This window comes from Pseudomonas sp. DC3200b2 (genome assembly GCF_049895785.1).
GTDB lineage: Bacteria > Pseudomonadota > Gammaproteobacteria > Pseudomonadales > Pseudomonadaceae > Aquipseudomonas > Aquipseudomonas massiliensis.
Genome location: NZ_JAFCTA010000002.1, coordinates 1 through 25,746, shown reverse-complemented (window position 1 = coordinate 25,746; position 25,746 = coordinate 1). Strand labels below are relative to the sequence as shown.

24 protein-coding genes and 1 pseudogene are annotated in these 25,746 nt (G+C 64.5%); 14 read left to right on the top strand and 11 right to left on the bottom strand.

Annotation, left to right across the window (positions count from 1 at the left end; all coding sequences use genetic code 11):
- The first annotated feature begins 37 nt into the window (after positions 1 to 37).
- On the top strand, positions 38 to 307 hold the full coding sequence (locus ACP691_RS05875) for a hypothetical protein (protein ID WP_040262592.1): 270 nt from the start codon (positions 38 to 40) through the stop codon (positions 305 to 307).
- A 103-nt stretch (positions 308 to 410) separates the two neighbouring features.
- Positions 411 to 1,181 carry a CHAD domain-containing protein gene (locus ACP691_RS05870; RefSeq protein WP_426198551.1) on the top strand — a complete coding sequence of 257 codons (771 nt, stop codon included), beginning with the start codon at positions 411 to 413 and terminating at the stop codon, positions 1,179 to 1,181.
- A 15-nt stretch (positions 1,182 to 1,196) separates the two neighbouring features.
- On the opposite strand, the gene ACP691_RS05865 is transcribed toward ACP691_RS05870, so the two are convergent.
- From ACP691_RS05865 to ACP691_RS05855, 3 genes are all read right to left on the bottom strand, one after another.
- Positions 1,197 to 1,388, bottom strand: coding sequence for a hypothetical protein (locus ACP691_RS05865; protein WP_426198550.1), 192 nt, complete (start codon positions 1,386 to 1,388; stop codon positions 1,197 to 1,199).
- A gap of 91 nt (positions 1,389 to 1,479) precedes the next feature.
- Entirely contained in the window at positions 1,480 to 3,345 is a 1,866-nt protein-coding gene (locus ACP691_RS05860) for a pyruvate kinase (protein WP_426198549.1), read from the bottom strand.
- 488 nt (positions 3,346 to 3,833) lie between these two features.
- Positions 3,834 to 4,229, bottom strand: coding sequence for a GFA family protein (locus ACP691_RS05855; RefSeq protein WP_426198548.1), 396 nt, complete (start codon positions 4,227 to 4,229; stop codon positions 3,834 to 3,836).
- A gap of 68 nt (positions 4,230 to 4,297) precedes the next feature.
- On the opposite strand from ACP691_RS05855, the gene ACP691_RS05850 reads away from it, so the two are divergent.
- Both ACP691_RS05850 and ACP691_RS05845 read left to right on the top strand, forming a co-directional pair.
- Positions 4,298 to 4,489, top strand: a complete 192-nt coding sequence (locus ACP691_RS05850; protein WP_426198547.1) for a DUF1289 domain-containing protein — start codon at positions 4,298 to 4,300, stop codon at positions 4,487 to 4,489.
- A gap of 71 nt (positions 4,490 to 4,560) precedes the next feature.
- Positions 4,561 to 4,917, top strand: a complete 357-nt coding sequence (locus tag ACP691_RS05845; protein WP_040262579.1) for a YajD family HNH nuclease — start codon at positions 4,561 to 4,563, stop codon at positions 4,915 to 4,917.
- A gap of 124 nt (positions 4,918 to 5,041) precedes the next feature.
- Here the strand turns inward: ACP691_RS05845 and ACP691_RS05840 are convergent, their stop codons facing one another.
- A complete protein-coding gene (locus ACP691_RS05840) occupies positions 5,042 to 6,331 on the bottom strand; it encodes a PQQ-dependent sugar dehydrogenase (protein ID WP_426198545.1) in 1,290 nt (429 codons plus the stop codon).
- Positions 6,328 to 6,756 (bottom strand): DUF2231 domain-containing protein, encoded by a 429-nt coding sequence (locus ACP691_RS05835; RefSeq protein ID WP_426198543.1) that lies wholly within the window; start codon positions 6,754 to 6,756, stop codon positions 6,328 to 6,330. Before ACP691_RS05835 ends, ACP691_RS05840 begins: the two co-directional genes overlap by 4 nt.
- Positions 6,757 to 7,000: 244 nt before the next feature.
- Between ACP691_RS05835 and ACP691_RS05830 the strand changes: the two genes are divergently transcribed.
- Complete coding sequence (locus tag ACP691_RS05830) at positions 7,001 to 9,523, top strand: M10 family metallopeptidase C-terminal domain-containing protein (RefSeq protein WP_426198541.1); 2,523 nt, start codon at positions 7,001 to 7,003, stop codon at positions 9,521 to 9,523.
- Between the two features lie 82 nt (positions 9,524 to 9,605).
- On the opposite strand, the gene uraH is transcribed toward ACP691_RS05830, so the two are convergent.
- Positions 9,606 to 10,013 (bottom strand): hydroxyisourate hydrolase, encoded by a 408-nt coding sequence (uraH, locus tag ACP691_RS05825; RefSeq protein WP_426198539.1) that lies wholly within the window; start codon positions 10,011 to 10,013, stop codon positions 9,606 to 9,608.
- Between the two features lie 39 nt (positions 10,014 to 10,052).
- The gene (locus ACP691_RS05820) at positions 10,053 to 10,520 is read right to left on the bottom strand and encodes a GlcG/HbpS family heme-binding protein (protein ID WP_426198537.1); all 468 of its coding nucleotides are present in this window, start codon (positions 10,518 to 10,520) and stop codon (positions 10,053 to 10,055) included.
- Positions 10,521 to 10,664: 144 nt separating this feature from the next.
- Here ACP691_RS05820 and ACP691_RS05815 point away from each other — a divergent pair, with 144 nt between their 5' ends.
- Together ACP691_RS05815 and ACP691_RS05810 are read left to right on the top strand one after the other, a co-directional pair.
- The gene (locus ACP691_RS05815; RefSeq protein WP_426198535.1) at positions 10,665 to 11,363 is read left to right on the top strand and encodes a heavy metal response regulator transcription factor; all 699 of its coding nucleotides are present in this window, start codon (positions 10,665 to 10,667) and stop codon (positions 11,361 to 11,363) included.
- Positions 11,350 to 12,771, top strand: coding sequence for a heavy metal sensor histidine kinase (locus ACP691_RS05810; protein WP_426198533.1), 1,422 nt, complete (start codon positions 11,350 to 11,352; stop codon positions 12,769 to 12,771). The genes ACP691_RS05815 and ACP691_RS05810 overlap by 14 nt, the downstream gene beginning before the upstream one ends.
- Here the strand turns inward: ACP691_RS05810 and ACP691_RS05805 are convergent.
- The gene (locus ACP691_RS05805) at positions 12,768 to 14,048 is read right to left on the bottom strand and encodes an MFS transporter (RefSeq protein ID WP_426198531.1); all 1,281 of its coding nucleotides are present in this window, start codon (positions 14,046 to 14,048) and stop codon (positions 12,768 to 12,770) included. The genes ACP691_RS05810 and ACP691_RS05805 overlap by 4 nt on opposite strands.
- A gap of 91 nt (positions 14,049 to 14,139) precedes the next feature.
- The gene (locus ACP691_RS05800; protein ID WP_426198528.1) at positions 14,140 to 15,105 is read right to left on the bottom strand and encodes a LysR family transcriptional regulator; all 966 of its coding nucleotides are present in this window, start codon (positions 15,103 to 15,105) and stop codon (positions 14,140 to 14,142) included.
- Between the two features lie 84 nt (positions 15,106 to 15,189).
- Between ACP691_RS05800 and ACP691_RS05795 the strand changes: the two are divergent.
- From ACP691_RS05795 to ACP691_RS05765, 7 genes and pseudogenes are all read left to right on the top strand, one after another.
- Positions 15,190 to 15,393 (top strand): annotated as a pseudogene (locus ACP691_RS05795) (fumarylacetoacetate hydrolase family protein); the annotation flags it as partial.
- A 27-nt stretch (positions 15,394 to 15,420) separates the two neighbouring features.
- Positions 15,421 to 16,398, top strand: coding sequence for a D-erythronate dehydrogenase (gene denD / locus ACP691_RS05790; protein WP_426198526.1), 978 nt, complete (start codon positions 15,421 to 15,423; stop codon positions 16,396 to 16,398).
- Between the two features lie 87 nt (positions 16,399 to 16,485).
- On the top strand, positions 16,486 to 17,859 hold the full coding sequence (locus ACP691_RS05785) for an MFS transporter (RefSeq protein ID WP_426198525.1): 1,374 nt from the start codon (positions 16,486 to 16,488) through the stop codon (positions 17,857 to 17,859).
- Positions 17,856 to 18,767, top strand: a complete 912-nt coding sequence (locus ACP691_RS05780; protein ID WP_426198523.1) for an NAD(P)-dependent oxidoreductase — start codon at positions 17,856 to 17,858, stop codon at positions 18,765 to 18,767. Before ACP691_RS05785 ends, ACP691_RS05780 begins: the two co-directional genes overlap by 4 nt.
- A complete protein-coding gene (locus tag ACP691_RS05775; RefSeq protein ID WP_426198522.1) occupies positions 18,764 to 20,548 on the top strand; it encodes an IlvD/Edd family dehydratase in 1,785 nt (594 codons plus the stop codon). Before ACP691_RS05780 ends, ACP691_RS05775 begins: the two co-directional genes overlap by 4 nt.
- 17 nt (positions 20,549 to 20,565) lie before the next feature.
- Positions 20,566 to 21,753: a fumarylacetoacetate hydrolase family protein gene (locus tag ACP691_RS05770; protein ID WP_426198521.1), complete on the top strand. Its 1,188-nt coding sequence runs from the start codon at positions 20,566 to 20,568 to the stop codon at positions 21,751 to 21,753.
- 163 nt (positions 21,754 to 21,916) lie between these two features.
- Positions 21,917 to 23,944 (top strand): calcium-binding protein, encoded by a 2,028-nt coding sequence (locus ACP691_RS05765; RefSeq protein ID WP_426154334.1) that lies wholly within the window; start codon positions 21,917 to 21,919, stop codon positions 23,942 to 23,944.
- 94 nt (positions 23,945 to 24,038) lie between these two features.
- On the opposite strand, the gene ACP691_RS05760 is transcribed toward ACP691_RS05765, so the two are convergent.
- Positions 24,039 to 25,487 (bottom strand): aldehyde dehydrogenase, encoded by a 1,449-nt coding sequence (locus ACP691_RS05760; protein WP_426154338.1) that lies wholly within the window; start codon positions 25,485 to 25,487, stop codon positions 24,039 to 24,041.
- Positions 25,438 to 25,746 (bottom strand): hypothetical protein (locus ACP691_RS05755; protein WP_426154336.1); only part of this gene is annotated, 309 nt, incomplete at its 5' end. The genes ACP691_RS05755 and ACP691_RS05760, both read right to left, overlap by 50 nt.

Sequence of the window (25,746 nt, the reverse complement as noted above, 5' to 3'; positions counted from 1 at the left end):
CTCTGGGCGCCTGACGAACCCGCACACGGAGGTGGAAATGGATACATCCCTGGCCGAGCGCCGCGCCCGCATCGAGCGCGCACAACCCGCCTTGCAACACCTGGACGTGGCCATGCAACACCTGCGCTACGACCCCGCCCTCCCCGCCAGCGTCACCGCCGCCCGTGCCCAGGTGGAACGGCTGACCCAAGAGCTGCTGGCCGATTTCCACGAGGATCCTCTCCTGGGGCAGATTGCCGCCTCGCTCAAGGCTCAGTACCTGGACAGTATCCAGCCGGCACGGGCATCGGACCGTAGCGCGGCCTGATCCTTACCTAAAAGGTATTGCTATCGCCACTCGCCGTTTCGTCGGCACACCTGCCCCACAGCGTGGTCATTACTTCGACAACGTTTCGTTTGGAGGGCATTCGATGGCATTCACCGATGACTACGTGGCAACCATCCTGCGCCTGCAGGTGACGCTATGGGGCGCGCGCGCGCGACTGCGGGAAGGTTCGGACGCCGACGCCTTGCATGACCTGCGCATTGCGGTGCGCCGCCTGCGCAGCCTGCTGGTACCCGTGCGCAAACTAACGGAAATGGCGCCCCTGCGCGAGGCCGCCGCCGAGGTGGGGCGGCTGACAACTCCCTCGCGGGACCTGGAAGTAATGGCCGGTGAACTGAACGACCGTGGCTTGGACGAAGCCGCCGCGCATCGGCTGGGCAAGCTGGAAGCGGAATATCCCCGCATCGCCGCCTCCCCTACCCTGGTCGCGCTCTTCAGCGCCCTTGACCAATGGCCGGAGCGCTTTCGCGCCAGCCCGCTGGGAGACGACCCCAAGGCACTGACTCGTACTGTGGTCAAGTCCCTGGACAAGCACCTGACCAAGCTACGGCAGGCCGTGGAAGATCCGACGTTCGACCGCCATCAACTGCGCATCCTGGTAAAGCGCACCCGCTACCTGACCGAGGCCTTCCCTCAATTGTCTCCACTGTCGGCCAAGGGCGCCAAAGCGCTCAAGGCGGTACAGGCGGCATTGGGCTCCTGGCATGATCACCATCAGTGGTGCCTGAAAGGAGAAAGCGAACCCGACCTGCAACCCTTGCGCCCGCTCTGGGAGCAGGCTTCCACTGCGGAACTGGCCCAGGCTGAAGTCGCCTTGGGTGAGCTCAAGGCGTTTCTGCCCGACCCGGCAGGCTAAGAGGATGCGCGCGGATCACTCGGCCTCGACGGCGAGGGACGGCCGCCTTTCGCGCTGGACGAAACTGTGACGCGCGGCTTCGATGCGGGCCTGAAGGGTGGCCACATAGGCCTGGGCCGCATCCAGCGACGGGAACGCGATAGCCTGCTGATCCAGCCACACGGTGACGCCGCCGGTGTCGGCGTTGGTTTCGATACTGACGTCCATCGTCCAATTCCTTCCAAAAAAGTGCGCGCAGGATAGCGCAGGAAGGATCCAGGTCAAATGAAATCGCTCTAGCACGCGGGTTCCAGAAACTCTATCGCGCCTCGGCGGCTGACAGGTCGGCTACCTTCAAGCGCCGCATCAGGTCGCGTTTCTTGCTGTGATGGGTCCGCATGCGCCCGAGCAAATCTTGCAAGGTGGCCAGGGCCCTGAGGATGTAGGGCCCTTTGTTCAGCATCACGCATTCGGCGCGGGCACTCATGGCGGCATCGGTGATCTCGGCCCGGGTAGGCGCCCCGTTTTTTGCCTGGGTTTCCAGCACCTGGGTAGCCCAGATCACCGGTACATGAGCCGCCTCGCAAAGGCAAAGAATTTCTTCCTGTAATTCAGCGGTGCGTTCGAAACCTGCTTCCACCGCCAGGTCGCCGCGCGCGATCATCACGCCGAAGCGAGGGCCGCGCATGCCGGCCAATAACAATTCAGGGAGGTGCTCGAAGCCTTGGCGCGTTTCGATTTTCAATACGACGCCCAAGCGCTGGCCGCCCAGATCCTCGATACGTTGGTACAGCGCGCGCACGTCCGCGGCCCGGTTGGCGAATGACAGCTGAACGATGTCCGCATGTTCCACAGCGAAGGCCAGGGCCTGGAGATCCTCTTCGCCCAGGGCATCGAGCCCCAAGTCCGTGTCCGGGAAGTTGATACCTTTGTCGGCCCTGAGCTTGGCACCACCGGGGGCATGGGTGATCCGGACCTGGATGCTGGCAGGGGTGACCGCGAGCACCTCGCCGCCGATCTTGCCGTCGTCGAACCACACCGGCTCACCTGGCCGCACGCGCTCGAAAGCCGCCGCCAGGCTGCAGCCGATACGGGCAGCACTGGGTCGCTTGCCCGCTTCGCTCTTGCGTACAGGCACGCCAGGCTCGAGGGCACGCGTCAGTACCAGGGTATCGCCCTCTTCGAGCTTGATCCGCTCGACGCTTGCCGGTACCGCAAGGATGCTGCCCTTGATCCGGGCACTGCCGCGCTTGAGTTTCAGGCGCAACCCGGCCGTGAGGTAGGCCGTCTTTACGAGTTCCCCCCAGCAGCCCTGCTCGTCGCGCTCGATTACCTGCAACGTCCTCTTGGCGCCCCGGGCGTCACGAAAGCCCAGCGTATCTCCGGCCCGCAGTTCCGCCAGGAGGGCATCGGACACTTGCACAGCCGGGCCTTGGGGCTCCGCCTGCGCGCTCAGGTACAAGCGGGCGGGCATCAGCACCGCGCCTGTCTCTCCCCGCTTGGGCTTGACCTTGAAGGCCGCGCTGCCTGCTCCGATCGGGCCCGTGCGCAGTTTCGGGCCCGGAAGATCCATGGCGACCTGGCACGGTTTGCCGAGCTTGCGGCTGGCCAGACGCAGATGCTCGATCATCCGTTGCCACTGCTGCGGACTGTCATGGGCGCAATTGATGCGCTGGCAGGTCATGCCCGCCGCCAGTAAGCCCTCGACCAGTCCTGCATCGTCAGCCGCTTCGCTGGGCATGGTCACCATGATATGCCCATGATCGCCGCGTGGCGGCAGGCCGAACAGACTTTCCAGGTGCGCTACCAGTCGCCCTTCCATGTCTCCCCAGGGTGTTTGCACTGGGCCGGCCGCCTCTGGCGAGCCGCGACCGGAGAGTGCCTCGAGCAGGCTGATGAGTTGGTCTACCGCGCGCAGCACATCGCTTTCGCAATGCCCGAGGGAAGCCAGGCCCAGCTCGCTCAGGCTGGCCTGGAGCAGGCGAATGTCATGCCGCCGTAAGGCGAGGTAGCCCAGCAGGTTGGCAGCGCTGGCCCTGAAGGTCGGCGCCAGTTGCTCTAGATCGATGGTACCGGCCGCGCCCAGGATTTCCTTGCGCAGGAAGCGCAGGGACCGCAGCGTGGATTCACTACCGGCCAGGTGGGCGACAGGGCTCAGGGGGGCGGGTGCTTGCAAGGTAGTCATTCAAGGTCTCCAGGCGCCGGCAGGAAACCATCGCCTGCGGCCGCTCTACGCTAGCGTCCCGGCATGACGAAATTCTTACAGCAAGCAATCCAGTCCTGTCTCCATGCTGACACAAAGCGGAAACATCGCTTCGTTATACAGATCGGCCCGATACAAGGCACGAGGCCACTTCCGGATGTCAGTCAACCCCCAACGGTCAGCGATCGCGGCCGCCATCGCCGTCGTCATCGCCGCGCTCGGCGCGCCAAGCACCCTGGCCGTCACCCTCAGCGGCCCCAGCACTACCTCGCAGTCGCTCAGCGGTAGCGATAGCCTCAGCATCACCCCAGGCGGCACGCTCAGCGTCAGCGGCGACCCCGCCGTGGACCTTTCAGGCGCCACCACCGGCGCGGGGGTGACAGTGACCAATCAGGGCATCATCACTTCGGACGATCGCGCCATTGACAGTGACGGCCCGGCTTCTGCCATCCATCGAGTGACCACCGGTCTCATGTCTCGTAGCGCTGTCGCTCATCGCGGTTGCGCGGGTACTGCCTGGCCAGCGGAAACGCCGGTAGCCAGGCTTCCCGCCGCACCGTCCAGCATTCATAGGTCGGGGTGAATTGACTGGGTTCATCCAGGGCCCCGAGGGTGATTTCAAGCTCATCTTCGCTGCTCTTGGCGAAGACCGAGGAGCCGCAGTCGGGGCAGAAGTATCGCCCTTGGTAAGCGACGCTGCGCCCTTCCACCGTCACCGCCTGGGCCGGGAACACGGCGCAGGCGTAGAAAAGCGCGCCATGATGCTTGCGACAATCGAGGCAGTGGCACAGGCCAACCCGATAAGGCTGCCCTTGGGCGACGAAGCGCAGCTGCCCGCAGAGGCAGCCGCCGGTATAGCTGATCATGATGGACCTCCCGCGCTTTAGCCTTAAACTCTAGCAGCCAGCCTGACCAACCCAACCCTGGAGGCCCCTTGGCCAAAGAGATCGAGAACCCCTGTATCTCCGAATGCAAGATCATCGACAGCGTTTGCCGCGCCTGTGGCCGCTCCAAGGAGGAAATCAAGTCCTGGAAGAAGCTCAAGCGGCCGGAACGGGCGGCGGTTGTGCAGCGCGCCCGGGAGCGCCTGAAGGGCATGGAGAAGAAGAAAGCAAAAGGCCGTTAGCCAGCCCGGCATGGCGCGCCATTGGCCAGGGCGCTAGACTCTGAGCTTTCCACGCCCCGCCGAGTGCTTCCATGGCTACCGATACTTCCAAACTCGACCGCATCCTTGCCGAGACCCAGCGTGAGCGCGAGCGCGGCTACCGCGACAAGGCGCTGAAAATGTACCCCCACGTGTGCGGCCGCTGTGCCCGGGAGTTTTCAGGCAAGCGTCTGAGCGAGCTGACGGTCCACCATCGTGACCATAACCACGACAACAACCCCCAGGACGGCTCCAACTGGGAGTTGCTGTGCCTGTATTGCCACGACAACGAACACGCACGCTACACCGACCAGCAATATTTCACCGAAGGTTCCCTGAGCAGCCCTTCCGTGGCCAAGGCGACCCACAATCCCTTCGCGGCACTGGCCGGCATGCTGAAGAAGGATTGACCCCTTCGGAATTCGCGGTGCCGTATTCAGTGGGAGCCAGCGAAGCTGGCGAACATGCCCTGAGCTGCACCCCAGAGCTCAGAGCCATTCGGCAGCTGCCGCTGCCTCCCACCGGCTGGTCGAGTTACATCCGAGTCACCCGCCACACGGTGTTGGCCAGGTCATCGGCGATGATCAGGGCGCCTTTCGGGTCGAGGGTCACCCCCACCGGACGGCCGCGGGTCTTGCCATCCTCGCCGCGGAAGCCCGTGGCGAAGTCCACCGCTTCGCCGGCGGGCTTGCCATTGGCGAACGGCACGAAGACCACCTTGTAACCCACCGGATTGTCTCGGTTCCAGCTGCCGTGCTCGCCCACGAACACGCCGTCGGCGAACTGCTGCCCCATCACTGCGCTGGAGAAGGTCACCCCCAGGGCCGCCACATGGGAACCCAGGCCATAGTCCGGCTTGATGGCCGCGGCGACCATGGCAGGGTCCTGAGGCTGGGCGCGGGGGTCCACGTTCTGGCCCCAGTAGCTATAGGGCCAGCCATAGAAAGCACCCTCCTTCACCAAGGTCAGGTAATCAGGCACCAGGTCCGGCCCGAGTTCATCCCGCTCGTTGACCACCGCCCACAATTGCCCGGTACCAGGCTGGATCGCCAGCGCCGTGGGGTTGCGCAGGCCAGTGGCATAGGGGCGATGAGCGCCGGTCGCGGCGTCGATCTGCCAGACACGGGCACGCTCGACCTCTACTTCCATGCCACGCTCGGTGACGTTGCTGTTGGAACCGATACCGACATAGAGGAAGCGACCGTCGGGACTGGCCGCCAGCGCCTTGGTCCAGTGATGGTTGATCTCGGCGGGCAGGTCGGTCACCTTCACAGGCGCGCCGCTGGCCTTGGTCTGGCCGTCTACGTAGTCGAAACGCACCACTGCGTCCTGATTGGCCACATAGAGCTTGCCGTTGACGTAGGCCAGGCCGTAGGGCGCATTGAGCCCTTCGGCGAACACTTCCTTGACTTCATAGGTGCCGTCGCCGTCGGCATCACGCAACAGCGTCAAGCGGTTGCCGCCCTTGACCTGGGTATTGCCCTTGGCCTTGATGTAGCCAGCGATCACATCCTTGGGCTTGAGCTTGGGCGCGCTGCCCCCTCGGCCCTCGGCCACCAGAATGTCGCCGTTGGGCAGCACCAGTGTTTGTCGTGGAATCTTCAGGTCAGTGGCAATCGCCGTGATCTTGTAGCCGTCCGGTACCTTGGGGGTCCGGTCGCCCCATTGCTCGGGCTCGGCGATCTTCATGCTGGGCAATAAACCTCGTTGGGGCTCAGGCAGCTTGGGATCCGGGCCGATGGCCTGGGCGCTATCGCCTTCCCCACCGCACGCACTAAGGAGCAAAGCCAGACTCAAGGCCGACAGTGTAAAGAGGGTTTTCATGCTTCGACCTCCGAGCGCAGGCCGGTCAGGCCAGTCCAGGCCGCCACCAGGGCCAGCAGGGTGACCACCACCGACAACGCCAGCCCCGCGGGCATGACTGCCCAGGCATCCTTGGCGTGCTGGAAGGCATTGACCAGCCCAAGTACCCAGGCCGCCAGCAATAGGAGCACATACGCCAGTGGGCGGCCCGCCTTGTGTCGGGCGCGTGCAAGGTTGGCCAGGGCGAACAGCCCTGCCAGGCCGCTGAACAGCAAGGCCCCGGCGATCAGCCAGGAAGCGAAGTTGCTCCATTGGATTTCATAGGTTTGGTAGTAGGCGATATCACTGAGCAATGCACCCAGAAACAGCGCGACGCCGCCGCCCAACAGGATCGCATGCAGCGGGCCTGGGCGGCAGCGGTAGACACTAGAGGCGGTAACGGTCACGGTGGCTCCTTGTCATAGGCATGCCCGGGCTTTCACGACGGCGAAGGCGCCAGGACTTACGCAGGATGCGCCATGAGAATGATCACCGTACCGCTACCTTAGTTCACGCAAATACACGACGCGGCCCTTGTCCAGGAAAACGACCTTTTAAGCGGCCGAGGCTCTGCTAGCCTGAAGTCCTGCCCGGATCGTTCAACCTGTCTTATCCATTCACTGCGAGCGCTTCGCGGCAATGGAGATAGCCATGGCTATGCAATTGAACGTAAGAGATTTCGGCGCCCATGGTGACGGCGTCAATGACGACACCCAGGCCATTCAGGCCGCCATGGACGCGGCCGTAGCGGTCGGCGGGGGCGAGGTCGTGCTACCAGGGGGTACGTACCGCGTCAGCCCCAGCGCTGACGCCCAGGGCGGCTGCCTGTTGCTGGGCGCCAACGTGACACTGGTAGGCGCGGGCATCGGTGAGACGGTGATCCAGCTGGCCGATACCGAAGGCGATGTGGCGGGCATCGTGCGTGGCAACGGGGACAATATCGGCGCTCGCCATCTGACCCTCGATGGCCTGGGCGATCAGGTGACCGGTTCGGTGGATTGCTGGGTCAGCGCTGACAGCGATCAGGTCCGCCTCGAAGCGGTGGAGGCGTTCCGCGGGCGCGGGTATGGGTTCGACCTGCGCAGCCCGGACAACACGGTCACCCTGCTGGACTGCATTGCCTACCAGAATGGGCGCGATGGCGTGATATCGGACAACTCCGGCAGCAGTGTGATCCAGGATACGGTCGCTTCCTGGAACCAGGGCTCGGGGTTCAACCTGGCGGGTTCGGTGCAGTTGCTCGACAGTGACGCCTTCCGGAACGCCATCGCGGGAATGCGGGTGACCGAAGGCGCTTCCACCGACCAGGGCGGGGTCCGCATCCGTGGCGGTAGCGTTCACGAGAACAGTCAGGACGGGGTTCACATCGAACGTACCGACACTTTCAACGTGAGCGGCCTGGACATCTACGGCAACGTCAACTTTGGCGTCCATGTAGACGTGAGCGCCAACGGTGTGCTGGAGTACAACAGCGTGCATGGCAACTCGCTGGAAGGCCCATTGGCCGAGGTCTACTTGGAAAACGTCGCTCCTGGCCTCTCGGGCGCGGTCATTGTGCGAAACAACCTTGTGGTGAGCGAACAGGCCTATAACGGTGCCATCGTGCAACCTGGGCATGCGTCCGGGGCGACCCTGGTATACGACAACATCGCCAGCTCAGACGGGGCCAATGTCATTCTGCAGCCGCTCTCTGGGGAAGCACGTAACAATACCGAGTTCGTCCGCCTTCAAGGTACTTTGGGCAAGGACCTTGTCGAGGGAAGCTTGGCCCGCGACATCCTGCACGGCGACGCGGGCGCCGATCAGCTATCAGGGGCCGGCAACGACGATATGCTGATGGGAGGCGCCGGCGCGGACCGCCTCAGTGGTGGTAGCGGCCGTGATCTGTTCCGCTTCGATGCACTGACCGACAGCTATCGCACCGGCAGCAGCGGCCATGCCGACCGCGTCCTGGATTTCGAACTTGCGCATGACCGTTTGGACTTCACCGTCCTCGGCTACAGCCGCTTGGGTAACGGGCATGGCGACACCCTGCGCCTTGTGTACGACGCCAGCCGAGATATCACTTACTTGAAGCACCTGGACGCCGACGCCAGCGGCAACCGCTTCGAGCTGGCGCTGTCAGGCGACTACCGAGGTCTTACCGACGCTCACCTGCAAGCCTTGGTGGAAGGCAGCGGCAGCGCTGATAGCCTTCAAGGCAGCGGGACCGCCGAGACCCTGCAAGGGCTGGCCGGCCGGGACCGGCTCGACGGGGCGGGGGCAGACGACCTGCTCTGGGGCGGCGCCGGTGGAGATGAACTGCACGGCGGCACTGGCGCCGATACCTTCGTTTACCGGCAACTGAGCGACAGCTTGCGTAACGCCGGTGTCAGTGACGACCCGGCCCGCGATACCTTGACGGACTTCGACGGCAGCGACGGCGACCTGATCGACGTTTCAGCCCTCGGCTTTACCGGGTTGGGCGACGGCCACAACGGCACACTCAAGCTGAGCCTCAACGCGGCCGGTAACCGCGCGATCCTCAAATCGCTGGACGAAGACGCCGCAGGTTACCACTTCGAACTCGCAATCACCGGCGCCCAGGTGGCTTCCATTGGCGAGGCCAACCTGGTCTTCGCCCGATCCCCGAGCAGCGAAGTGACCAGCAGCGCCCCCAGTCGCGACCTCAAGCTTGCCGGCACGTCGCGCAGCGATGCGCTCCACGGGGGCTTAGGGAACGACGTGCTTGAGGGGGCGGCTGGCGCCGACCGCCTCGAGGGCAACGTAGGCAGCGATCTTTTGATTGGCGGACTAGGCGCGGATCGCCTCGCCGGGGGTTCGGGCGCTGACCAGTTCCGCTTCGTCAGCCTGGCGGACAGCGCGCGTACCGACACCCAGCTATCAGTGGATACCATCACCGACTTCTCCACCGCGCGGGATGTGCTGGACGTTTCCCGCCTCGGCTTCAGCGGCCTGGGCGATGGGCACGATGGCACGCTGCGCCTGAGCTACGACGCGGACCTGAACCGAACCTACCTCAGCAGTCTGGACAGCGATGCCCAGGGCTTGCGCTTCCAGGTGCGGCTGGTCGGCGACCTGGCCGATAGCTTCAGCGAAGACAATCTGATCCTGGCCAACTCTGCCGACGTCGAGTCGCTACAGTTGCTGGGCGCCTCGCTGCAGGTCGCTTGAGCCAGCCATGCGCCCCCTTGTAAGCCTGCCCCGGACATGCCTTCGGCAACGCACAGAGCGCTGGGGGCGCATCCATCAGCACCTAGGATCCGCGGTAGGTGCTGAACCCGAATGGGCTCAACAGCAGGGGGATGTGGTAATGCTGGTCCGTCTGGCGGACCTGGAAAATCACCGGAATTTCCGGGAAGAAACTGTCCTGGTGCAGATTCCGGTAGTACGCGCCCGTCTTGAACACTACCCGGTATTCCCCTGGCTCGATAGCTTTGTCGGCGGGATAGAGCTCGGCGATGCGCCCTTGCTCATTGGTGGTGCCCTCGGCAAGGGGTTGCCAGGCCGTTCCGGCATGTCGTTCCAGGGTCACCTGCACCCCTTGGGACGGCGTGCCGGTTTGCAGATTGAGTACATGCACGCTCAATGGATTGGGCGCGGCCTGGGCAAGGCACGCCAGTGAGGCGAGGCCCAGGGCGCAGAACAGTTTGGTCAGGGTCATGGAAAACTCCTTGAATCGAGGTTAAGGGTATAGGAAGGCTCAGGGGTGCAGGCCAAGGCCCAGCTTGGCGGCCGCCTCGGCCGCGCACTGTTCGTCCTGCCGGGGGCCGCCAGCACCAGCCACGCCCAGCGCGCCGACCAGCTCGCTACCTTGGTAGAGCGGCACTCCACCTCCCAAGAGCAACAGCCCAGGCACGGTCACCAGATTGGCCGTTTCGGGGTTTTGCCCGGCACGCTCGGCCAACAGGCGCGTCGGCGTCTTGGTGGAGAGCGCGGTATAGGCCTTGAGCCGCGCCGCTTCCAGGTTATGGGGCCCGGTCAGGGCCGCGCGTTGCAGCAACAGCGGATTGCCGCCCCGGTCGAGGGCCGCCATGGCAGCGTTACAGGAGGCTGCGTCCAGCAACTGGCGGGCGGTGGCCAGGTCAAGCTCCGGGTGCTGGGGCAACGCGGCCTGGGCCTGAAGCGCCAGCAAGGTGGTGAGGGCTGCGCAAAGGGTTTTACCGATCATGGAGAGTCCTTGCAGGGATGTTTCGAAGATGCGCTCTACCCTAACCAAGCGCCCCGGTCGAACACCGCTCACGCGGATTACAAGTTTGTAATGGGCAATACCGGCCAATGCGCTTAGCCTGTCAGCCTGCTAATGAGGTGGTGGATGCGTGTACTGCTGGTGGAAGACGAAGCCAAGACCGCGGGCTTCCTGGCCAAGGGCCTGAGCGAAGCGGGCTACGGGGTGGACGTGGCCCTGGAGGGCTTCGAGGCGCAGGACCTGATCGAACATGAGCGCTACGATCTGATCATCCTGGATGTCATGGTGCCCGGGCTGGACGGCTGGCAGTTGCTCAAGCTGGTACGCCAGCGGGCCGACACGCCGGTACTGTTTCTCACCGCTCGGGATTCAGTGGAAGACCGGGTCAAGGGCCTGGAGCGCGGCGCTGACGACTATCTGGTCAAGCCCTTCGCTTTCATCGAGCTGCTGGCCCGGGTACGTACCCTGCTCCGGCGGGGCCCACCCCGGGAACTGGACCATTACCGCGTAGCGGACCTGGAGGTGGATGTGCTGCGCCGCCGCGTTACCCGCAACGGTCAGCGGCTGACGCTCACCAACAAGGAATTTGCCCTGCTGCACCTGCTCATCAGCCGGCGCGGCGAGGTGCTTTCCCGGACGCTCATCGCGTCCCACGTGTGGAATTTCAATTTCGACAGCGATACCAACATGGTCGACGTGGCCGTACGGCGGCTTCGCGCCAAACTGGACGACCCCTACTGGCCCAAGCTCATCCACACCATCCGCGGCGTTGGCTACCAACTGGACAGCGGAGACGACGAGACGCGTGCAGATGCCACCGACTAAGCCAGGACGACGCACCTCTATCGCCTGGCGGGCGGCCCTGGCCTTCGCGGTGGTGGCCGCCGGGGTGCTAAGCGCCGCGGGCGTCTACCTCTACGGTAGCCTGGAAGCCGAGCTGGCTTACCGGGACGACCTGGCCCTCATGGGCCGCCTGGAGCAGGTCCGCGCCCTCCTCCAGGACGCCGACAGCCTGGGTGCGCTGCAACAGCGCCCGACGCTGTACCAGAACATGCTGGGCAACCAGGACAGCCTCCTGCTCGTGGGTCGAGGCGCAGCCGATGACCTTATCGCCATCAACCCTCACGCCGACCAGCTGCCGGCGGTCGATACCTTGCCGGCGAGCCCCATGGGCGAAATGCCCACACGAGGTCAGGTAAGGGCCTGGCGACCCGAGGGCAAGCCAGGGCTGCTGTTGCTCGCCGGCCAGGCCCGAGGCCGCAACGGCGAAGCTCTGCAGGTTACGGTGGGCAAGCGTCTGGCTGAGCGCGACGCCATGCTGGCCAGCTACCGGCTGCGGCTGTATGCCACCGTGGCCGCCGGCGCGCTCAGTGCGTTCCTGCTCGGCCTGGTGCTGCTCCATCGCGCGCTCAAGCCAGTGCGGGACATTGCCATGCGAGTAGCGCAGATCGGCCCTCGCACCCTGGGGCAACGTCTGAGCCTGGGGCCAGTACCGCGGGAACTGCATGAACCGGTTCAGGCGCTCAACAGCATGCTCGAACGCCTGGACGACAGCTTTGCCCGGCTGACAGGCTTCTCGGCCGACCTGGCCCATGAAATGCGCACGCCCTTGCATACCCTGCTCACCAGTACCGGCCAGATGCTCAGCCAGCCACGTGGCGCGGAAGAATACCGGGAGCTCTTGGCGTCGAATATCGAGGAATTCGAACGCCTCAACCGGATGGTCGCGAACCTGCTATTCCTTGCCCGCGCCGACCATGGCCAGTGCCTCCTGCAACGCGAACGCATCGACCTGGCGCGCCTGGGAGATGAGCTGTGCGATTACTTCGAGGCTTTGGCGCAGGACCGCAATCTGAACCTGACCCACAGCCTGGATGGGCCGCTCTGGGCCGACCCTGCGCTGGTCCAGCGGGCCCTGGCGAACGTGCTTGCCAATGCGGTGCGCCACGCCAGCGAAGGCAGCACCATCACTATCCAAGGCCAGCGCGGCGCCGATGCCGTGACCCTGACCGTGCGCAATCATGGCAGGACCCTGCCCGCGGACGTAGTGCCACGGCTGTTCGAGCGCTTTTACCGGGTAGACGAACCTCGTGCCGACCCCAGCGATTCCGGCGGGCTGGGCCTGGCCATCGTGCAATCGATCATGCATCTGCACGACGGCCGCGCCAGCCTGGAGAGCGAGGCAGGAATCACGGCGGTTTCGCTGCGCTTTCCCTTGGTCACGCCAGCCTAGGCGCCGGAAGGCACCCCCGTGGTAGCCGTGGTCGGCGCCCTGGCGGCCGGTTCCTTCAGCAAGGCGAAATAGGCAAAGGCCGAGCAGGCCGCCACGCCGGCGCTGATCACGAAGGCCGATGAGAACGAGCCGCTTTGTTGCACGCTGAAGCCGGTGAGGATAGGGGCGATGGACCCGGCCAGGTAGCCGCCGAAGTTCTGGATCGAGCCGAACGACGCGACCCGCTCCGAAGGCACCAGGGTATTGACGATCATCCAGGCGGTGGCGCTGGAAATGCTGATGAAGAACATCGTGAGGCACAACAGCACCACGCAGGCCACCACATTGGTGGTGAAGGCCACGATCAGAGTGAAAAGCGCGCCGCCGATCAGGCCGAGAATCACCATGAGCTTACGGCTGGCCAACACCTTCATGCCCCGCGCCACGAGCCGGTCGCAGGCCTTGCCCGCCACTATGGTACCCAGGGCACCGAACAGGTAGGCCAGGGAGACTACCCAGGCGGTACGGTACAGGTCCAGGCCATGCTCGCGTTCGAAATAGCCCGGCAGCCAGGTCAGGTTGAGCCAGATCATGTAGATCACGCCCATGAAACCCAGAAAGGCACCCCAGGTATTGCGCTCCTTGAACAGCGCCGTCCACGACATCCGCGGCCCGGTGACGGCGCGCTGACGAGGAGCGGGCTCGGCGCGGCCGGTCTGGGCCATGTACTGGGCCTTGCTCTTGTAGAAGGCGAACCAGCAGGCGGCCAAGACCAGGCCTATGACACCAGTGAGGATAAACATCCCGCGCCAGCCCAGGTGCACCATGAATAGCGTCAGCAAGGGCGGCGCCAGGCACGGCCCCAGGCAGGTGGACGACCATACCCAGCCGGTGGCGGTACCGCGTTCCCGGGTATCGAACCATTCCGACAGGGCCTTGGCCGCCGAGGGAAACACCGGCGCCTCGCCGATACCCAGCAACACACGAAGCCCGACCAGCTGCTGGAAGCCGCTGAACAGGCCAAAGGCAGCCTGGGCCAGGGACCAGAGGATCAGCGAACCGCCAAGGGCCAGCTTGCTGCCCAGGCGATCGATGAGGGCGCCCATGGGTAGTTGGGCGAAGGCATAGGCGATGGAAAAGGCAGACAGCATCAAGCCCATTTCCACTGGGGTGATGCCCAGGTCCTTCTGCACGGAGGTATTGGCGATGGACAGCGCGCTGCGGTCCAGGTAGTTGACCACGCCAATCATGAAGAGGAACCCGGTGGTCATTGTCTTGTAGGCTTTTATTGTTTTCATGCGCGCCTCTGTGAGCGTTAGGGCCTAAACCCTGCTGACTCTAGCCGCGCCATGAGGCCGCGCCCAATGACAGCTTTGGATCAAGCGATAACTAGCCGTTATCGGCCTGTCTGCCATCGTGGTTGCGAGCCTGTACGTCGCTGCGCAAGGCCTGGATGAACGCCTGGGCGGCCCAGCCGGGTGTTTCCTGACGGCGGGTGATGATGCCGTAGTCGGCCAGTACCAGTGGAAACGGTAGTGCCAGCCGGGTCAGCCGCCCCGCCTGGACGTCCGGCGCCACCATGGCTTCGGCCAGCATCGCTACCATGGGTGCGGTCTGCAGCAGTTGCAGGGTGGTCTGCAGGGAGACGGTTTCCACCGTGTTTTCAGGCGTGCGCATGCCAGCCTCGGCGAAGGCCCGCTCCAGGCGCGCGCGCATGGGCGTACCGGTGGGAAAGACGATCCACGGCCAGTTGGCCAGCTCGGCCAGAGGGAGGTCATGAGCCCCCGCCAGCGGATGCTGGCTGCCAGTCACCAGGCACAACGGCTCCGGTGCCAGGGGTTGGAAATCGAACAACTGACGGTGACGATCCAGGGTAAAGCGGGCGATCACCAGATCCAGCTCTTTGTGCTCGAGCATGGCCAGCAGGCTTGCGCTGGTACCTTCCAGCACCTCCATGGTCAGTAGCGGCCAACGGTTTTTCACCACCACTATGGCCGCTGGTAGTGCCACCGATGTAGGCGCGAAAATGCTCCCGATCTTCAACAACCCATGACCACCCTGACGCAGGTGGTTGACCTGCCCCACGAAGTGCCGGGCGTCATTGAGGGCGATCTGCGCGTAGCGCGCTACCTGGCTACCCAGGTCGGTCGGGGTCATGCTGCGTGGAAGCCGCCGAAACAGATCGAAGCCCAACTGGTGCTCGATCTCACGCAGCATCTTGCTCACCGCCGGCTGGCTGATGTTCATCTCGGTCGCGGTGGCATGCATGTTCTGAGTACGCGCCAAAGTGTCGATCAACACCAGGTGCCGGAACCGCAGCCAGTTGCTCAACTGAGCGAAACCCAGATCAGCCATTCGATAACCTCCGGTTATTGGCCCCTGAGCATATCTCATTGGCGCTTATCGGCAAGCCATTCTAGGGTAAGGCGGCGTTTGGTTCTGGTCTTCCGGATCCCCGCGCTGATCGCCTACCTGAGCCGCTGCATGTCGTTGCAACCGGGCGACATCATTTTCACCGGCACGCCACCCGGTGTCGGCCTGGGTGTCAAGCCTGAACCGGCGTTCCTGCGGGCCGGCCAGGAAATGCGCCTGGGTATCGCCGGGCTGGGCGAACAACGCCAACGCACCGTCGACGCCGACTGAACCCGCACCCGAAAAAAGGAAATTTCCATGCGCATACTCATTACCGGTGGCACCGGCTTCATCGGCAAGCAGCTGGCCCAGCGCCTGCTCGACCTGCATTCGCTCGCCTTCGAAGGTCAGGCGCCTCAGGCCATCGAACGCATCGTATTGTTCGACGCATTCGAGGGCGAGGCCGTGCCAAAGGATGCCCGGGTCGAGGTGGTGACCGGTGATATCGCCGATCCCAAGGTGGTTGCTCGGGTGGCGGATGGTGTCGACATCATCTGGCACCTTGCCGCCGTGGTCAGCTCCGCCGCGGAAGCCGACTTCGACCTGGGCATGCAGGTGAACCTGCACGGCCTGCTGAACCTGCTCGAAATCGTCCGACAACAGGGCAACCGACCTCGCTTCATCTATGCCAGCGGCTTCGCGGTATTCGGGGGCGCCCTGCCGCCCGTGGTCAACGACGACACCGCGCTGACGCCGCAATCCTCCTACGGCATGCAGAAAGCCGTGGGTGAGCTGCTGGTCGCGGACTATGCGCGCAAGGGCTTCATCGACGGTCGCGTGTTGCGCCTGCCTACCGTGGCGGTGCGCCCCGGCAAGCCGAACAAGGCGGCGTCCACCTTCTTCAGCTCGATCATCCGCGAGCCGCTGGCAGGCGAACCGGCGGTATGCCCGGTACGGCCGGACACCCAGGTGTACCTGACCTCGCCCCGGCGGGTGTTGGAAGCCATGCTACACGGCGCGACCCTGGCCCCGCAGACCCTGGGCGAGCAGCGGGTCATTCCACTGCCCGGCATCACCACCACTGTCGCCGAGATGATCGCTGCCCTGGAGCGGGTGGCCGGCGCCGAGGTGACCAGGCTCATTCACTGGGAGCCAGACGCAACCATCCAGCGCATCGTCGAAAGCTGGCCCAGCCAGGTACAAACACCGCGGGCGCGCGCGCTGGGGTTCACCGCTGACCCGGATTTCGACGCCATCGTGCGCGCCCATATCGAAGATACCGCCGTTTCGCCTTGAAAACGGCGGCATTCAGGGTTCCGTACCCCTTGCCCGGTATGGAACCGCAGCTGTCCTCACAACAATAACAAGCCGAGGCCGTGCATCATGAACACCCCCCACCCCGCCGTATCCGAGCTCGAAACCCAAACCATCAGGCGCGTCACCCGCCGCCTGGTGCCCTTTCTTATCTTGCTGTTCGTGGTCGCCTTTCTTGACCGCAACAACGTCGGCTTCGCGGCCCTTCACATGAATGAGGACATCGGCATCAGTCAGACCATCTACGGCCTGGGCGCTGGGATCTTCTTCCTCGGCTATTTCCTCTTCGAGGTGCCGAGCAACGTGTTGCTGCACCGCTTCGGCGCCCGCGTGTGGCTGGCCAGGATCATGGTGACCTGGGGCATCATCGCTGGCGCCATGGGCTTTTTGCAGACGGCCGGGCACTTCATCACCCTGCGGGTACTGCTGGGGATCGCCGAGGCAGGGTTCTTTCCGGGGGTGATCTACCTGCTGTCCCTGTGGTTCCCCAGTCGCTACCGCGCGCGCATGATCGCTACCTTCTACCTGGGCGTGCCTATCGCGCAGATCGTCGGAGCGCCCCTGTCCGTTGGTCTCATGCAGCTGGGGGACAGCCTGGGCCTGGTGGGCTGGCGCCTGATGTATATCGCCGAGGCCGTACCGGCGGTGATCCTGGGCGTGGTTTGCTATTTCTACCTCACCGACCGTCCAGCCGATGCGCACTGGCTCACCGCTGAACAGCGCAAGTGGCTGATGGACACCCTGGAGCAGGAAGAACGCGCCAAGCCACTGGTGGTGGGTGTTGCACCGAGCAAGGGCCAGATGATCCGCCGTGCCCTGGGCAACCGTCAGGTGTGGATGCTCGCCTTGGTGTATTTCGGCATCACCTCCGGCTCCAATGCCATGAACTTCTTCCTGCCCACGGTACTGGCTTCCTTCCGCGCATCCTTTGGCCTGGAAATCGGCCTGATGCAGAATGGCCTGATCACTGCCATCCCTTATGCCGTAGCCGCCGTGGCCATGATCGTCTGGAGCCGTCGCTCGGACCGCTTGCAGGAGCGTCACTGGCATGCCGGCGGCGCAGCCCTGCTGGCGGCAGCCTCCATCGCCCTGGCCCTGCTGATCAACCAGCCGTGGATCATCGTTATCGGCTTCGTGCTGCTGGCGGTGGGTGTATACAGCGCGATCAACGTGTTCTGGGCAGTGCCAGGGCAAGTGCTGACCGGGGTAGGCGCTGCCGCGGGCATCGGCCTGATCAACTCCATCGGCAACCTCAGCGGCTTCAGCGGGCCCTACCTCACCGGTTTCCTCTATAACGCTACCGGCAGCTATACGCCTGGCTTCCTGGTGATTGCCGGCCTGGTGGCCATGGGCGGGGTGATCATGCTGTTGATGCCGCGCAACCAGGCCGTCATCGCCGGCCCCGAGGCGGTTGCCACTCCAGGTATCGGAGGCAAGGCATGAGCGTCAGCGACAGCCAAGTAGCCTTCATTGGCACCGGCATCATGGGCCTGCCCATGGCCGGTCACCTGCTCAAGGCCGGTTATCCCCTGCGGGTGTGGAACCGCTCCGCGGGCAAGGCCGCAAGCCTGGGCGCTGCGGGGGCTTGCCTGTGCTCAGGTCCGGCGGAGGCCGCCGAGGGCGCTCAGATTCTGGTGTGCATGCTCAGCGATGGCCCCACCTGCGACGCCATCCTTTTCGGTGAACAGGGCGCGGCGCACGCCCTGGCCCCAGGTGCCCTGCTGATCGTCATGAGCTCTATCCCGGTAGCCACGGCCACCGCGCAGGCCCAGCGCTGCGCCAGCCTGGGGCTGCGCTACCTGGACGCCCCGGTGTCCGGTGGCGAGCGCGGCGCTCGCCAGGCCAGCCTGGCCATTATGGTCGGCGGCGAGGCCGAGGCCTTCGCCGCTGGCCAGCCATTGCTATCGGTCATGGGCCGTCCGGTTCACGTGGGGCCGCCCGGCACGGGTGAGCTGGCCAAGCTGGTGAACCAGCTGATCGTGGCCAGCACCATCGCCACGGTGGCCGAAGGCCTGCTGCTGGCCGAGCGCGGCGGCGCCGACCTGGCCAAGGTCCACGAGGCGCTCATGGGCGGCTTCGTCGATTCGCCGATCTGGCGCCAGCATGGCGAACGCATGCTACGCCAGGACTTCACCCCTGGCGGCCCGGCCAAATGGCAGCTCAAGGACACCCGTACCGCCCTGGCCCAGGCACGCGAGCTCGGCCTGGCGCTACCCGTGGCGGAGCGGGTGGATGCCCTCTTCGCCGACATGGTCGAGGCCGGCGACGGTGACCTCGACCATGCCGGGCTGATCCGCCAGCTACGCCGGCTCAACCATCTCCCCCCTTCTCTTTCCGGAGTCACTCCATGACCGACACCGCGCCGCGCCGCTTGCGCAGCCAGCAATGGTTCGACGACCCGAGCCATGCCGATCTCCTCGCGCTCTACGTAGAGCGCTATATGAACCAGGGCCTGACCCGGGCGGAATTGCAATCAGGGCGACCCATCGTCGGCATCGCCCAAACCGGCAGTGACCTGACCCCCTGCAATCGGCATCACCTTGAACTGGCCAAGCGGGTCAAGGATGGCATTCGCGACGCCGGCGGCATTCCCATGGAATTCCCGGTGCACCCGATCGCCGAGCAGTCGCGCCGGCCAACCGCCGCGCTGGACCGTAACCTGGCGTACCTGGGCCTGGTGGAAGTACTGCATGGTTACCCCCTCGACGGCGTGGTGCTCACCACAGGTTGCGACAAGACCACGCCGGCCTGCCTGATGGCTGCGGCGACCACAGACCTGCCCGCCATCGTGCTCTCAGGCGGCCCGATGCTCGACGGCTGGCACAAAGGCCAACGGGTGGGTTCCGGTACCGTCCTGTGGCATGCCCGCAATCTGCTCAGCGCCGGGGAGATCGACTACGAGGGGTTCATGACCCTGACCACCGCTTCCTCCCCGTCGGTGGGCCACTGCAATACCATGGGCACCGCGTTGTCGATGAACGCGCTGGCCGAAGCCTTGGGCATGTCCTTGCCAGGCTGCGCCAGCATCCCGGCCCCTTACCGGGAGCGGGGACAGATGGCCTATGCCACCGGGCTGCGCATCGTCGACCTGGTGCGCGAGGACGTGCGCCCTTCCCAGATCATGACCCAGGCCGCGTTCGAGAACGCCATCGCCGTGGCCTCGGCCCTGGGGGCGTCGAGCAACTGTCCGCCGCACCTGATCGCCATCGCCCGTCACAGCGGCATCGACCTCTCGCTGGAAGACTGGCAACGCATCGGCGAAGAAGTGCCTTTGCTGGTCAACTGCATGCCGGCCGGTGAATACCTGGGCGAAAGCTTCCACCGCGCCGGCGGCGTGCCGGCGGTGATGCACGAACTGGACAAGGTCGGCCGATTGCACCGTGAATGCCGCTCGGTCAGCGGCAGGAGCATCGGCGAGATCGTCGCTGGCACCGTGACCAGTGACCGCGAAGTGATTCGCGATTACGAGACCCCGCTCAAGCACCGGGCAGGGTTCATCGTGCTCAGCGGCAACTTCTTCGACAGCGCGATCATGAAGATGTCGGTGGTGGGCGAAGCCTTCCGCAATACCTACCTCAGCGACCCGCAGCAGCCTAACTGCTTCGAGGCCCGCGCCATTGTGTTCGAAGGGCCGGAAGACTATCAGGCGCGCATCAACGACCCGGCCTTGGACATCGACGAGCGTTGCATCCTGGTGATTCGCGGCTGCGGCACCGTGGGTTACCCCGGCAGCGCGGAAGTGGTGAACATGGCGCCTCCCTCGGCGTTGATCAAGGCCGGCATCGACTCGCTGCCCTGCCTGGGCGACGGCCGCCAGAGTGGTACCTCGGCCAGCCCGTCGATCCTTAACATGAGCCCGGAAGCAGCGGTGGGCGGAGGCCTGTCTCTCTTGCGCACCGAGGACCGGCTGCGCGTGGACCTGAACGCACGCCGGGTAGACCTGCTGGTCGACGAAGCCGAGCTACAGGCCCGTCGGCAAGAGCCGCTGCCCGCTCCGCCCGCCTCGCAGACGCCCTGGCAAGAGCTCTATCGCCAGCTGGTAGGCCAGCTGTCCACCGGCGGCTGCCTGGAACCGGCCACCTTGTATTGGCGGGTGATCAGCGAAAACGGCCAGCCCCGACATTCCCATTAACCGAACAGGACGTATTCATGCCTGAGGTTCGATTGACCCTTGAAAACTCCCTTCCCCACGACTGGCAACGGGCGACCCTGGTGGGTCGAGTGTGGCTGCCAGGCGAAGCGGGTGGCCCGGCGGTGGTCGTGTTGCGCGATGGCCAACTGATCGACTGCACCGCCCAATGGCCGACCTTGAGTCAACTGTTGGAGAGCCCCTCGCCCCTGCAGGCGGCCAGGGAGGCCCAGGGACCAGAGGTGGCGGACCTGGGCGCGCTGCTGGCCAATAGCGGCGAAAACCCGGACCTGAACCAGCCAAGACTACTCGCCCCGGCCGACCTGCAGGTGATCAAGGCCGCCGGCGTGACCTTCGCCGCGAGCATGATAGAACGGGTGATCGAGGAGAAAGCCGCCGGCGATGCCCAGCAGGCCGAGCGCATCCGACACCTGGTGCACCAGGTTATTGGAAACAACCTGCGCGCGCTGCGCCCCGGCTCTGCCCAGGCCATGGCCTTGAAGCGGATGCTGATCGACCAGGGCATGTGGTCTCAATACCTCGAAGTAGGGATCGGGCCGGACGCCGAGATCTTTACCAAGGCCCCGGTGTTGGCGGCGGTAGGCAGCGGTCAGGCCATCGGCATTCATCCCGGTTCGAGCTGGAACAACCCGGAGCCGGAAGTGGTGCTGGTGGTGGACAGTCAGGCCCGGGTGCATGGCGCCACCCTGGGCAACGATGTGAACCTGCGGGATTTCGAGGGCCGCAGCGCCCTGCTGCTGAGCAAGGCCAAGGACAACAACGCCTCCTGCGCGCTGGGCCCGTTCGTGCGCCTGTTCGATGAGCACTTTAGCCTTGACGACGTGCGCCGCTGCGAAGTGACCCTCAGCGTGGATGGCGACGACGGCTATCGCCTGGAAGGGCGCAGTTCCATGGGCCAGATCAGCCGCGACCCGCTGGATCTCGTCCACCAGGCCCTGAACGCCAACCATCAGTATCCCGATGGTTTCGTCCTTTTCCTCGGCACGCTTTTCGCCCCCACCGAGGATCGGGACCAGCCCGGCCAGGGGTTCACCCACAAGGTCGGGGACCGGGTCAGCATCGCCACACCTCTGCTCGGCGCGCTGCACAACCGCGTAACCACCAGCGATCAGGCGCCGCCCTGGCGATTCGGCGTAGGCGCGCTGATGGCCAACCTGGCCCGTCGAGGTGTGCTGGCGCCCGCGTGAGGACGGCCAAGTCGGCAGACAGCGGCGAGGCCCGTTCGCCAGCCCCCTTACAGGCCTCGTCGGCTTTGGGGCTTGCGCGGTCTGGGTGCCATCGGTCGGCTCGCCAGGTGAAGCGCAGCCGCCGTGCTGTCCTAAAGGCTCCCTATCGTTCAAGGATTGACCCATGGCAACCTCCACTACGCACATCGTTCGCAGCGCACCCGGGCAGGTCTCGGTGGACCTCAGCGGGATGGGCGATGAGAGCAAGGCGATCACGGTACAGGCCGATGGCAAGATCCTGGTCGCCGGCTACTCGGAATACATCAGCTACAGCTACCCAGGGTCGCCGCTGGGCTACTACTCTGCCCTGGAAAACTATTCGATGATTCGGCTCAATGCCGACGGTACTCTGGACACCAGCTTTGGCCAGGGCGGCGCGATCATCATTGACGGCGAGGTGGACGATGACCGTGCCTATTACCTGGCCGTGCAGCCTGATGGCAAGATCATCGCCACCTCGGATTCAGGCGTGGTGCAGCGCTTCAACATCGATGGCAGCCTGGATACCAGCTTCGGAGGGGGCACCGGCAAGGTCACCGTTCGCTCCGGCTCCTATGACGGCGCTCCCGCCGTCACCCTGGCCGATGACGGTAGCCTGTACCTGACCCGAATCGTGGGTACCCAGTTGGATACCCTGGCCATTACCAAGCTCAATGCCGATGGCTCGGTCGCCACCGACTATGGCGATCAGGGCACCTTCACCTTCGCCAATGCCAACGGTTTCGAAGGCGGCTATGCGATCAGCGCGATGCAAGCGGACGGCAGCGTGTTGTTCGGCGGCGACTGGTCGTTTTCGGACAACTTCGCCTATCGCCTGGTGAAGCTGACCGCCACGGGCCAGTTCGACACCACCTTCGGTGATAACGGCACCCTGGTGGTGGACCATTTGGTGGATCTGTATCAATACACGAACTTTACCTTCCAGCCTGACGGCAAGATTATCATGGTCGGCCTCGATAACCGGTACGACGGCGTGATCCTGCGCCTGAACGCCGATGGCAGCCTTGACGGCAGCTTCGGCGAAAATGGCCAGGTCGCCTTCGTGGCGGTGGAGGGGACCAATGCCACCAGTGTCGCCTCCGCCATTACCGTGCAGGAAGACGGCAAGATACTGGTGTCGGGCGCGGCCTCCTTCGAAGGTGGTAATTTCGCCGTTGTCCGCTATAACCCCGATGGCAGCGTGGATACCAGCTTCGGCAGCCCGGACGGCCAGCATCACCTGGATGGCTACCTGGGTAACGACAGTCTGCTCGGGAACGACGCGGCGCAGATCATTCGCGGCCTGGCCGGTGACGACGTGCTTGAGGGCGGGGGCGGCCGAGATGTGCTCTATGGCGGCAGCGGCGCGGACATCTTCCGCTTCACCAACCTGGAAGACAGCTATCGCACTGTCGATACCAACAGCAGCGACCGCATCCAGGACTTCGACGCCAGTGAAGACCGCATCGACCTGATCGGCCTGGGCTTCACGGGGCTGGGGGATGGGCTGAACGGCACCCTCGCGGTGCAGGTCAATGCCGAAGGCACCCGCACCTACCTCAAGAGCTACGAAACCAATGCCGACGGTGAGCGTTTCGAGCTGGCCATCGACGGCAACTGGCTGGGCCAGCTCAATCATGACAATGTCATTTTCGCCCCCGTGACGGTGCGTGGCTCGGAAGGTGCCGACCTGATCCAGGGCTCAGCCATGGCCGAGGTGCTCCAGGGGCTGGGCGGCAACGACCGGATCGACGGCGGCGCCGGTAATGACGTCATCCGAAGCGGGGCCGGTCGGGACATGCTTGACGGGGGCGCGGATGCAGACATTTACCTGTATACCTCGGTGACCGACAGCTACCGCACCGCCACTGAAAGTTTCTCGGATGTGATCGTCAATTTCGATCGCAGGGAGGACAGCATCGACGTTTCAGCATTGGGCTACACCGGCTATGGCGATGGCACCGGCCATACTTTGAGCGTCAGTTACAACCCGGCGCTGAACCGCACCTATCTGAAGGATTTTACCGTCGATAGCGAAGGTCATCGTTTCGAACTGACCCTGACCGGCCAGTGGGACACCATCGCCTTGCGGGACACGGTTATCTTCGCGCAAGACGCGGTCCAGAACGCGGAGGTAGAGCTGATCGGTGTTGCCCAGCAGGCACTCGCATAAAGCGGGCCGAACCAGGCGACCTCACTACTTGCCTTGCCGGCGCCCCATCAGCGGGACGTCGGCAAGAGCCGCCCGGGCGATGCCTGGGATTGCACTAGATCGGGTAATGCCGTTCTCCCTGTTGAATGGTCACCCAGCGCACCTGGGTGAAGGCATCAATGGCCGTATTACTGCCGAAACTCCCATAACCACTGGCTTTGACGCCACCGAAAGGCATTTGCGCTTCATCGTGCACGGTAGGCCCGTTGATGTGACAGATCCCTGATTCGAGACGTTGAGCCAGGGCCAAGGCCCGAGCGGTATCGCGGCTGAAGATGGCGGAACTGAGGCCAAACTCCGAATCGTTGGCCAGCGCCAGCAAGGCTTCGTCTCCACGGGCGCGCAGCACGACCGCCACCGGCCCGAACGATTCTTCCCGGTAAAGCTTCATCTGGGAGGTGACCCTGTCGAGCAACACAGGCTGCATCAGGCTGCCGTGGCGATCGCCGCCAGCCAGCAGTACGGCTCCCTTGGCGAGGGCATCGTCCACCAGGGCCTGGATGCGTTCGCCTGACGCGGCGTCGATCAGCGAGCCCAACGGTGCCTGAGCGTCGTCCGGGTCAGCGGCTCGCAAGGTTTTTACCTTTTCCGCCAACCTGGCAACGAACGCGTCGGCCACTGTCTCGTCCACGATCAGCCGCTCGGTGGACATACACACCTGGCCCTGGTTGAAGTAAGCGCCAAAAGCCGCCGCGGCCACCGCTGCACCCAGGTCGGCGTCCTCGAGCACGAGGAACGGCGCCTTGCCACCCAGCTCCAGCACGGCGGGTTTAAGGTGACGCGCCGCCAGTTGGCCAACGATGCGCCCGACATGGGTAGACCCGGTGAAATTTACCCGCTGTACCGCCGGATGAGCGATCAGGCGCTCCACCACAGCCGGGGCATCTTCGGGGGCATTATGGATAACGTTGATCACACCCTCGCCTAAGCCCGCTTCCTGCAGCACCTGGCCGAGCAAACCGTGCACCGCGGGACAGGCTTCGGAGGCCTTCAGTACCACGGTATTGCCACAGGCCAGGGGCATGGCGAGGGCGCGGGTGGCCAGGATCACTGGCGCGTTCCAGGGGGCGATACCCAGCACCACGCCACATGGCTGGCGAAGCGCCATGGCGAAGTTGCCAGGCACATCGGATGGGATGACGCTGCCCTGGACCTGGGTAGTCATGGAGGCAGCCTCGCGCAGGATATTGGCCGCCAGGCTTACGTTGAAGCCATACCAATCCGCTTTGGCGCCGGTTTCCCGGACCAGGGCGAAGAACTCGTCGCGACGGGCCTCCAATGCAGTGGCGGCTTTCAACAAGCGCCCGCGCCGTTCGCCAGGGCCAAGGGCGGACCAGGCGGGAAAGGCCGCCCAGGCCGCATCCACGGCCGCGTCGACGTCAGCCAGGCTGGCCGCGGCGGCTACCGACACCACCGCGCCGGATACCGGGTTCTTACGCTCGAAGGTGCGACCATCACTGGCCTGGCGGGCCAATCCGCCGATAAGCAAGGGAACCTGAACAATGGATGGCTCGGTCATGTGCGTACCTGTTTTGGGGAGAGTCTGCAGCTTGGACAACCTTTTTCAAAATTGGGCTAAAGCAAACCACGATCAGGACGATAACAATTTCGAAGGTTCTCTCGGCCACGCCTGAACAAGCCAGGGTCGGATAGCCAAGTGAACAAACGCCACCCCTGAGGAATTCATCATGTCGTTGACCGTTAATACCAACATCGCTTCCCTGACCGTTCAAAACAACCTGAACAAGGCTTCGTCCGCCACC

Bases quoted from the DNA above. Each gene is read 5' to 3' on its own strand.
- ACP691_RS05875 (WP_040262592.1), top strand. From the start codon at position 38: ATGGATACATCCCTGGCCGAGCGCCGCGCCCGCATCGAGCGCGCACAA.
- ACP691_RS05870 (WP_426198551.1), top strand. From the start codon at position 411: ATGGCATTCACCGATGACTACGTGGCAACCATCCTGCGCCTGCAGGTG.
- ACP691_RS05865 (WP_426198550.1), bottom strand. From the start codon at position 1,388: ATGGACGTCAGTATCGAAACCAACGCCGACACCGGCGGCGTCACCGTG.
- ACP691_RS05860 (WP_426198549.1), bottom strand. From the start codon at position 3,345: ATGACTACCTTGCAAGCACCCGCCCCCCTGAGCCCTGTCGCCCACCTG.
- ACP691_RS05855 (WP_426198548.1), bottom strand. From the start codon at position 4,229: ATGATCAGCTATACCGGCGGCTGCCTCTGCGGGCAGCTGCGCTTCGTC.
- ACP691_RS05845 (WP_040262579.1), top strand. From the start codon at position 4,561: ATGGCTACCGATACTTCCAAACTCGACCGCATCCTTGCCGAGACCCAG.
- ACP691_RS05840 (WP_426198545.1), bottom strand. From the start codon at position 6,331: ATGAAAACCCTCTTTACACTGTCGGCCTTGAGTCTGGCTTTGCTCCTT.
- ACP691_RS05830 (WP_426198541.1), top strand. From the start codon at position 7,001: ATGGCTATGCAATTGAACGTAAGAGATTTCGGCGCCCATGGTGACGGC.
- uraH (WP_426198539.1), bottom strand. From the start codon at position 10,013: ATGACCCTGACCAAACTGTTCTGCGCCCTGGGCCTCGCCTCACTGGCG.
- ACP691_RS05820 (WP_426198537.1), bottom strand. From the start codon at position 10,520: ATGATCGGTAAAACCCTTTGCGCAGCCCTCACCACCTTGCTGGCGCTT.
- ACP691_RS05815 (WP_426198535.1), top strand. From the start codon at position 10,665: ATGCGTGTACTGCTGGTGGAAGACGAAGCCAAGACCGCGGGCTTCCTG.
- ACP691_RS05810 (WP_426198533.1), top strand. From the start codon at position 11,350: ATGCCACCGACTAAGCCAGGACGACGCACCTCTATCGCCTGGCGGGCG.
- ACP691_RS05805 (WP_426198531.1), bottom strand. From the start codon at position 14,048: ATGAAAACAATAAAAGCCTACAAGACAATGACCACCGGGTTCCTCTTC.
- ACP691_RS05800 (WP_426198528.1), bottom strand. From the start codon at position 15,105: ATGGCTGATCTGGGTTTCGCTCAGTTGAGCAACTGGCTGCGGTTCCGG.
- denD (WP_426198526.1), top strand. From the start codon at position 15,421: ATGCGCATACTCATTACCGGTGGCACCGGCTTCATCGGCAAGCAGCTG.
- ACP691_RS05785 (WP_426198525.1), top strand. From the start codon at position 16,486: ATGAACACCCCCCACCCCGCCGTATCCGAGCTCGAAACCCAAACCATC.
- ACP691_RS05780 (WP_426198523.1), top strand. From the start codon at position 17,856: ATGAGCGTCAGCGACAGCCAAGTAGCCTTCATTGGCACCGGCATCATG.
- ACP691_RS05775 (WP_426198522.1), top strand. From the start codon at position 18,764: ATGACCGACACCGCGCCGCGCCGCTTGCGCAGCCAGCAATGGTTCGAC.
- ACP691_RS05770 (WP_426198521.1), top strand. From the start codon at position 20,566: ATGCCTGAGGTTCGATTGACCCTTGAAAACTCCCTTCCCCACGACTGG.
- ACP691_RS05765 (WP_426154334.1), top strand. From the start codon at position 21,917: ATGGCAACCTCCACTACGCACATCGTTCGCAGCGCACCCGGGCAGGTC.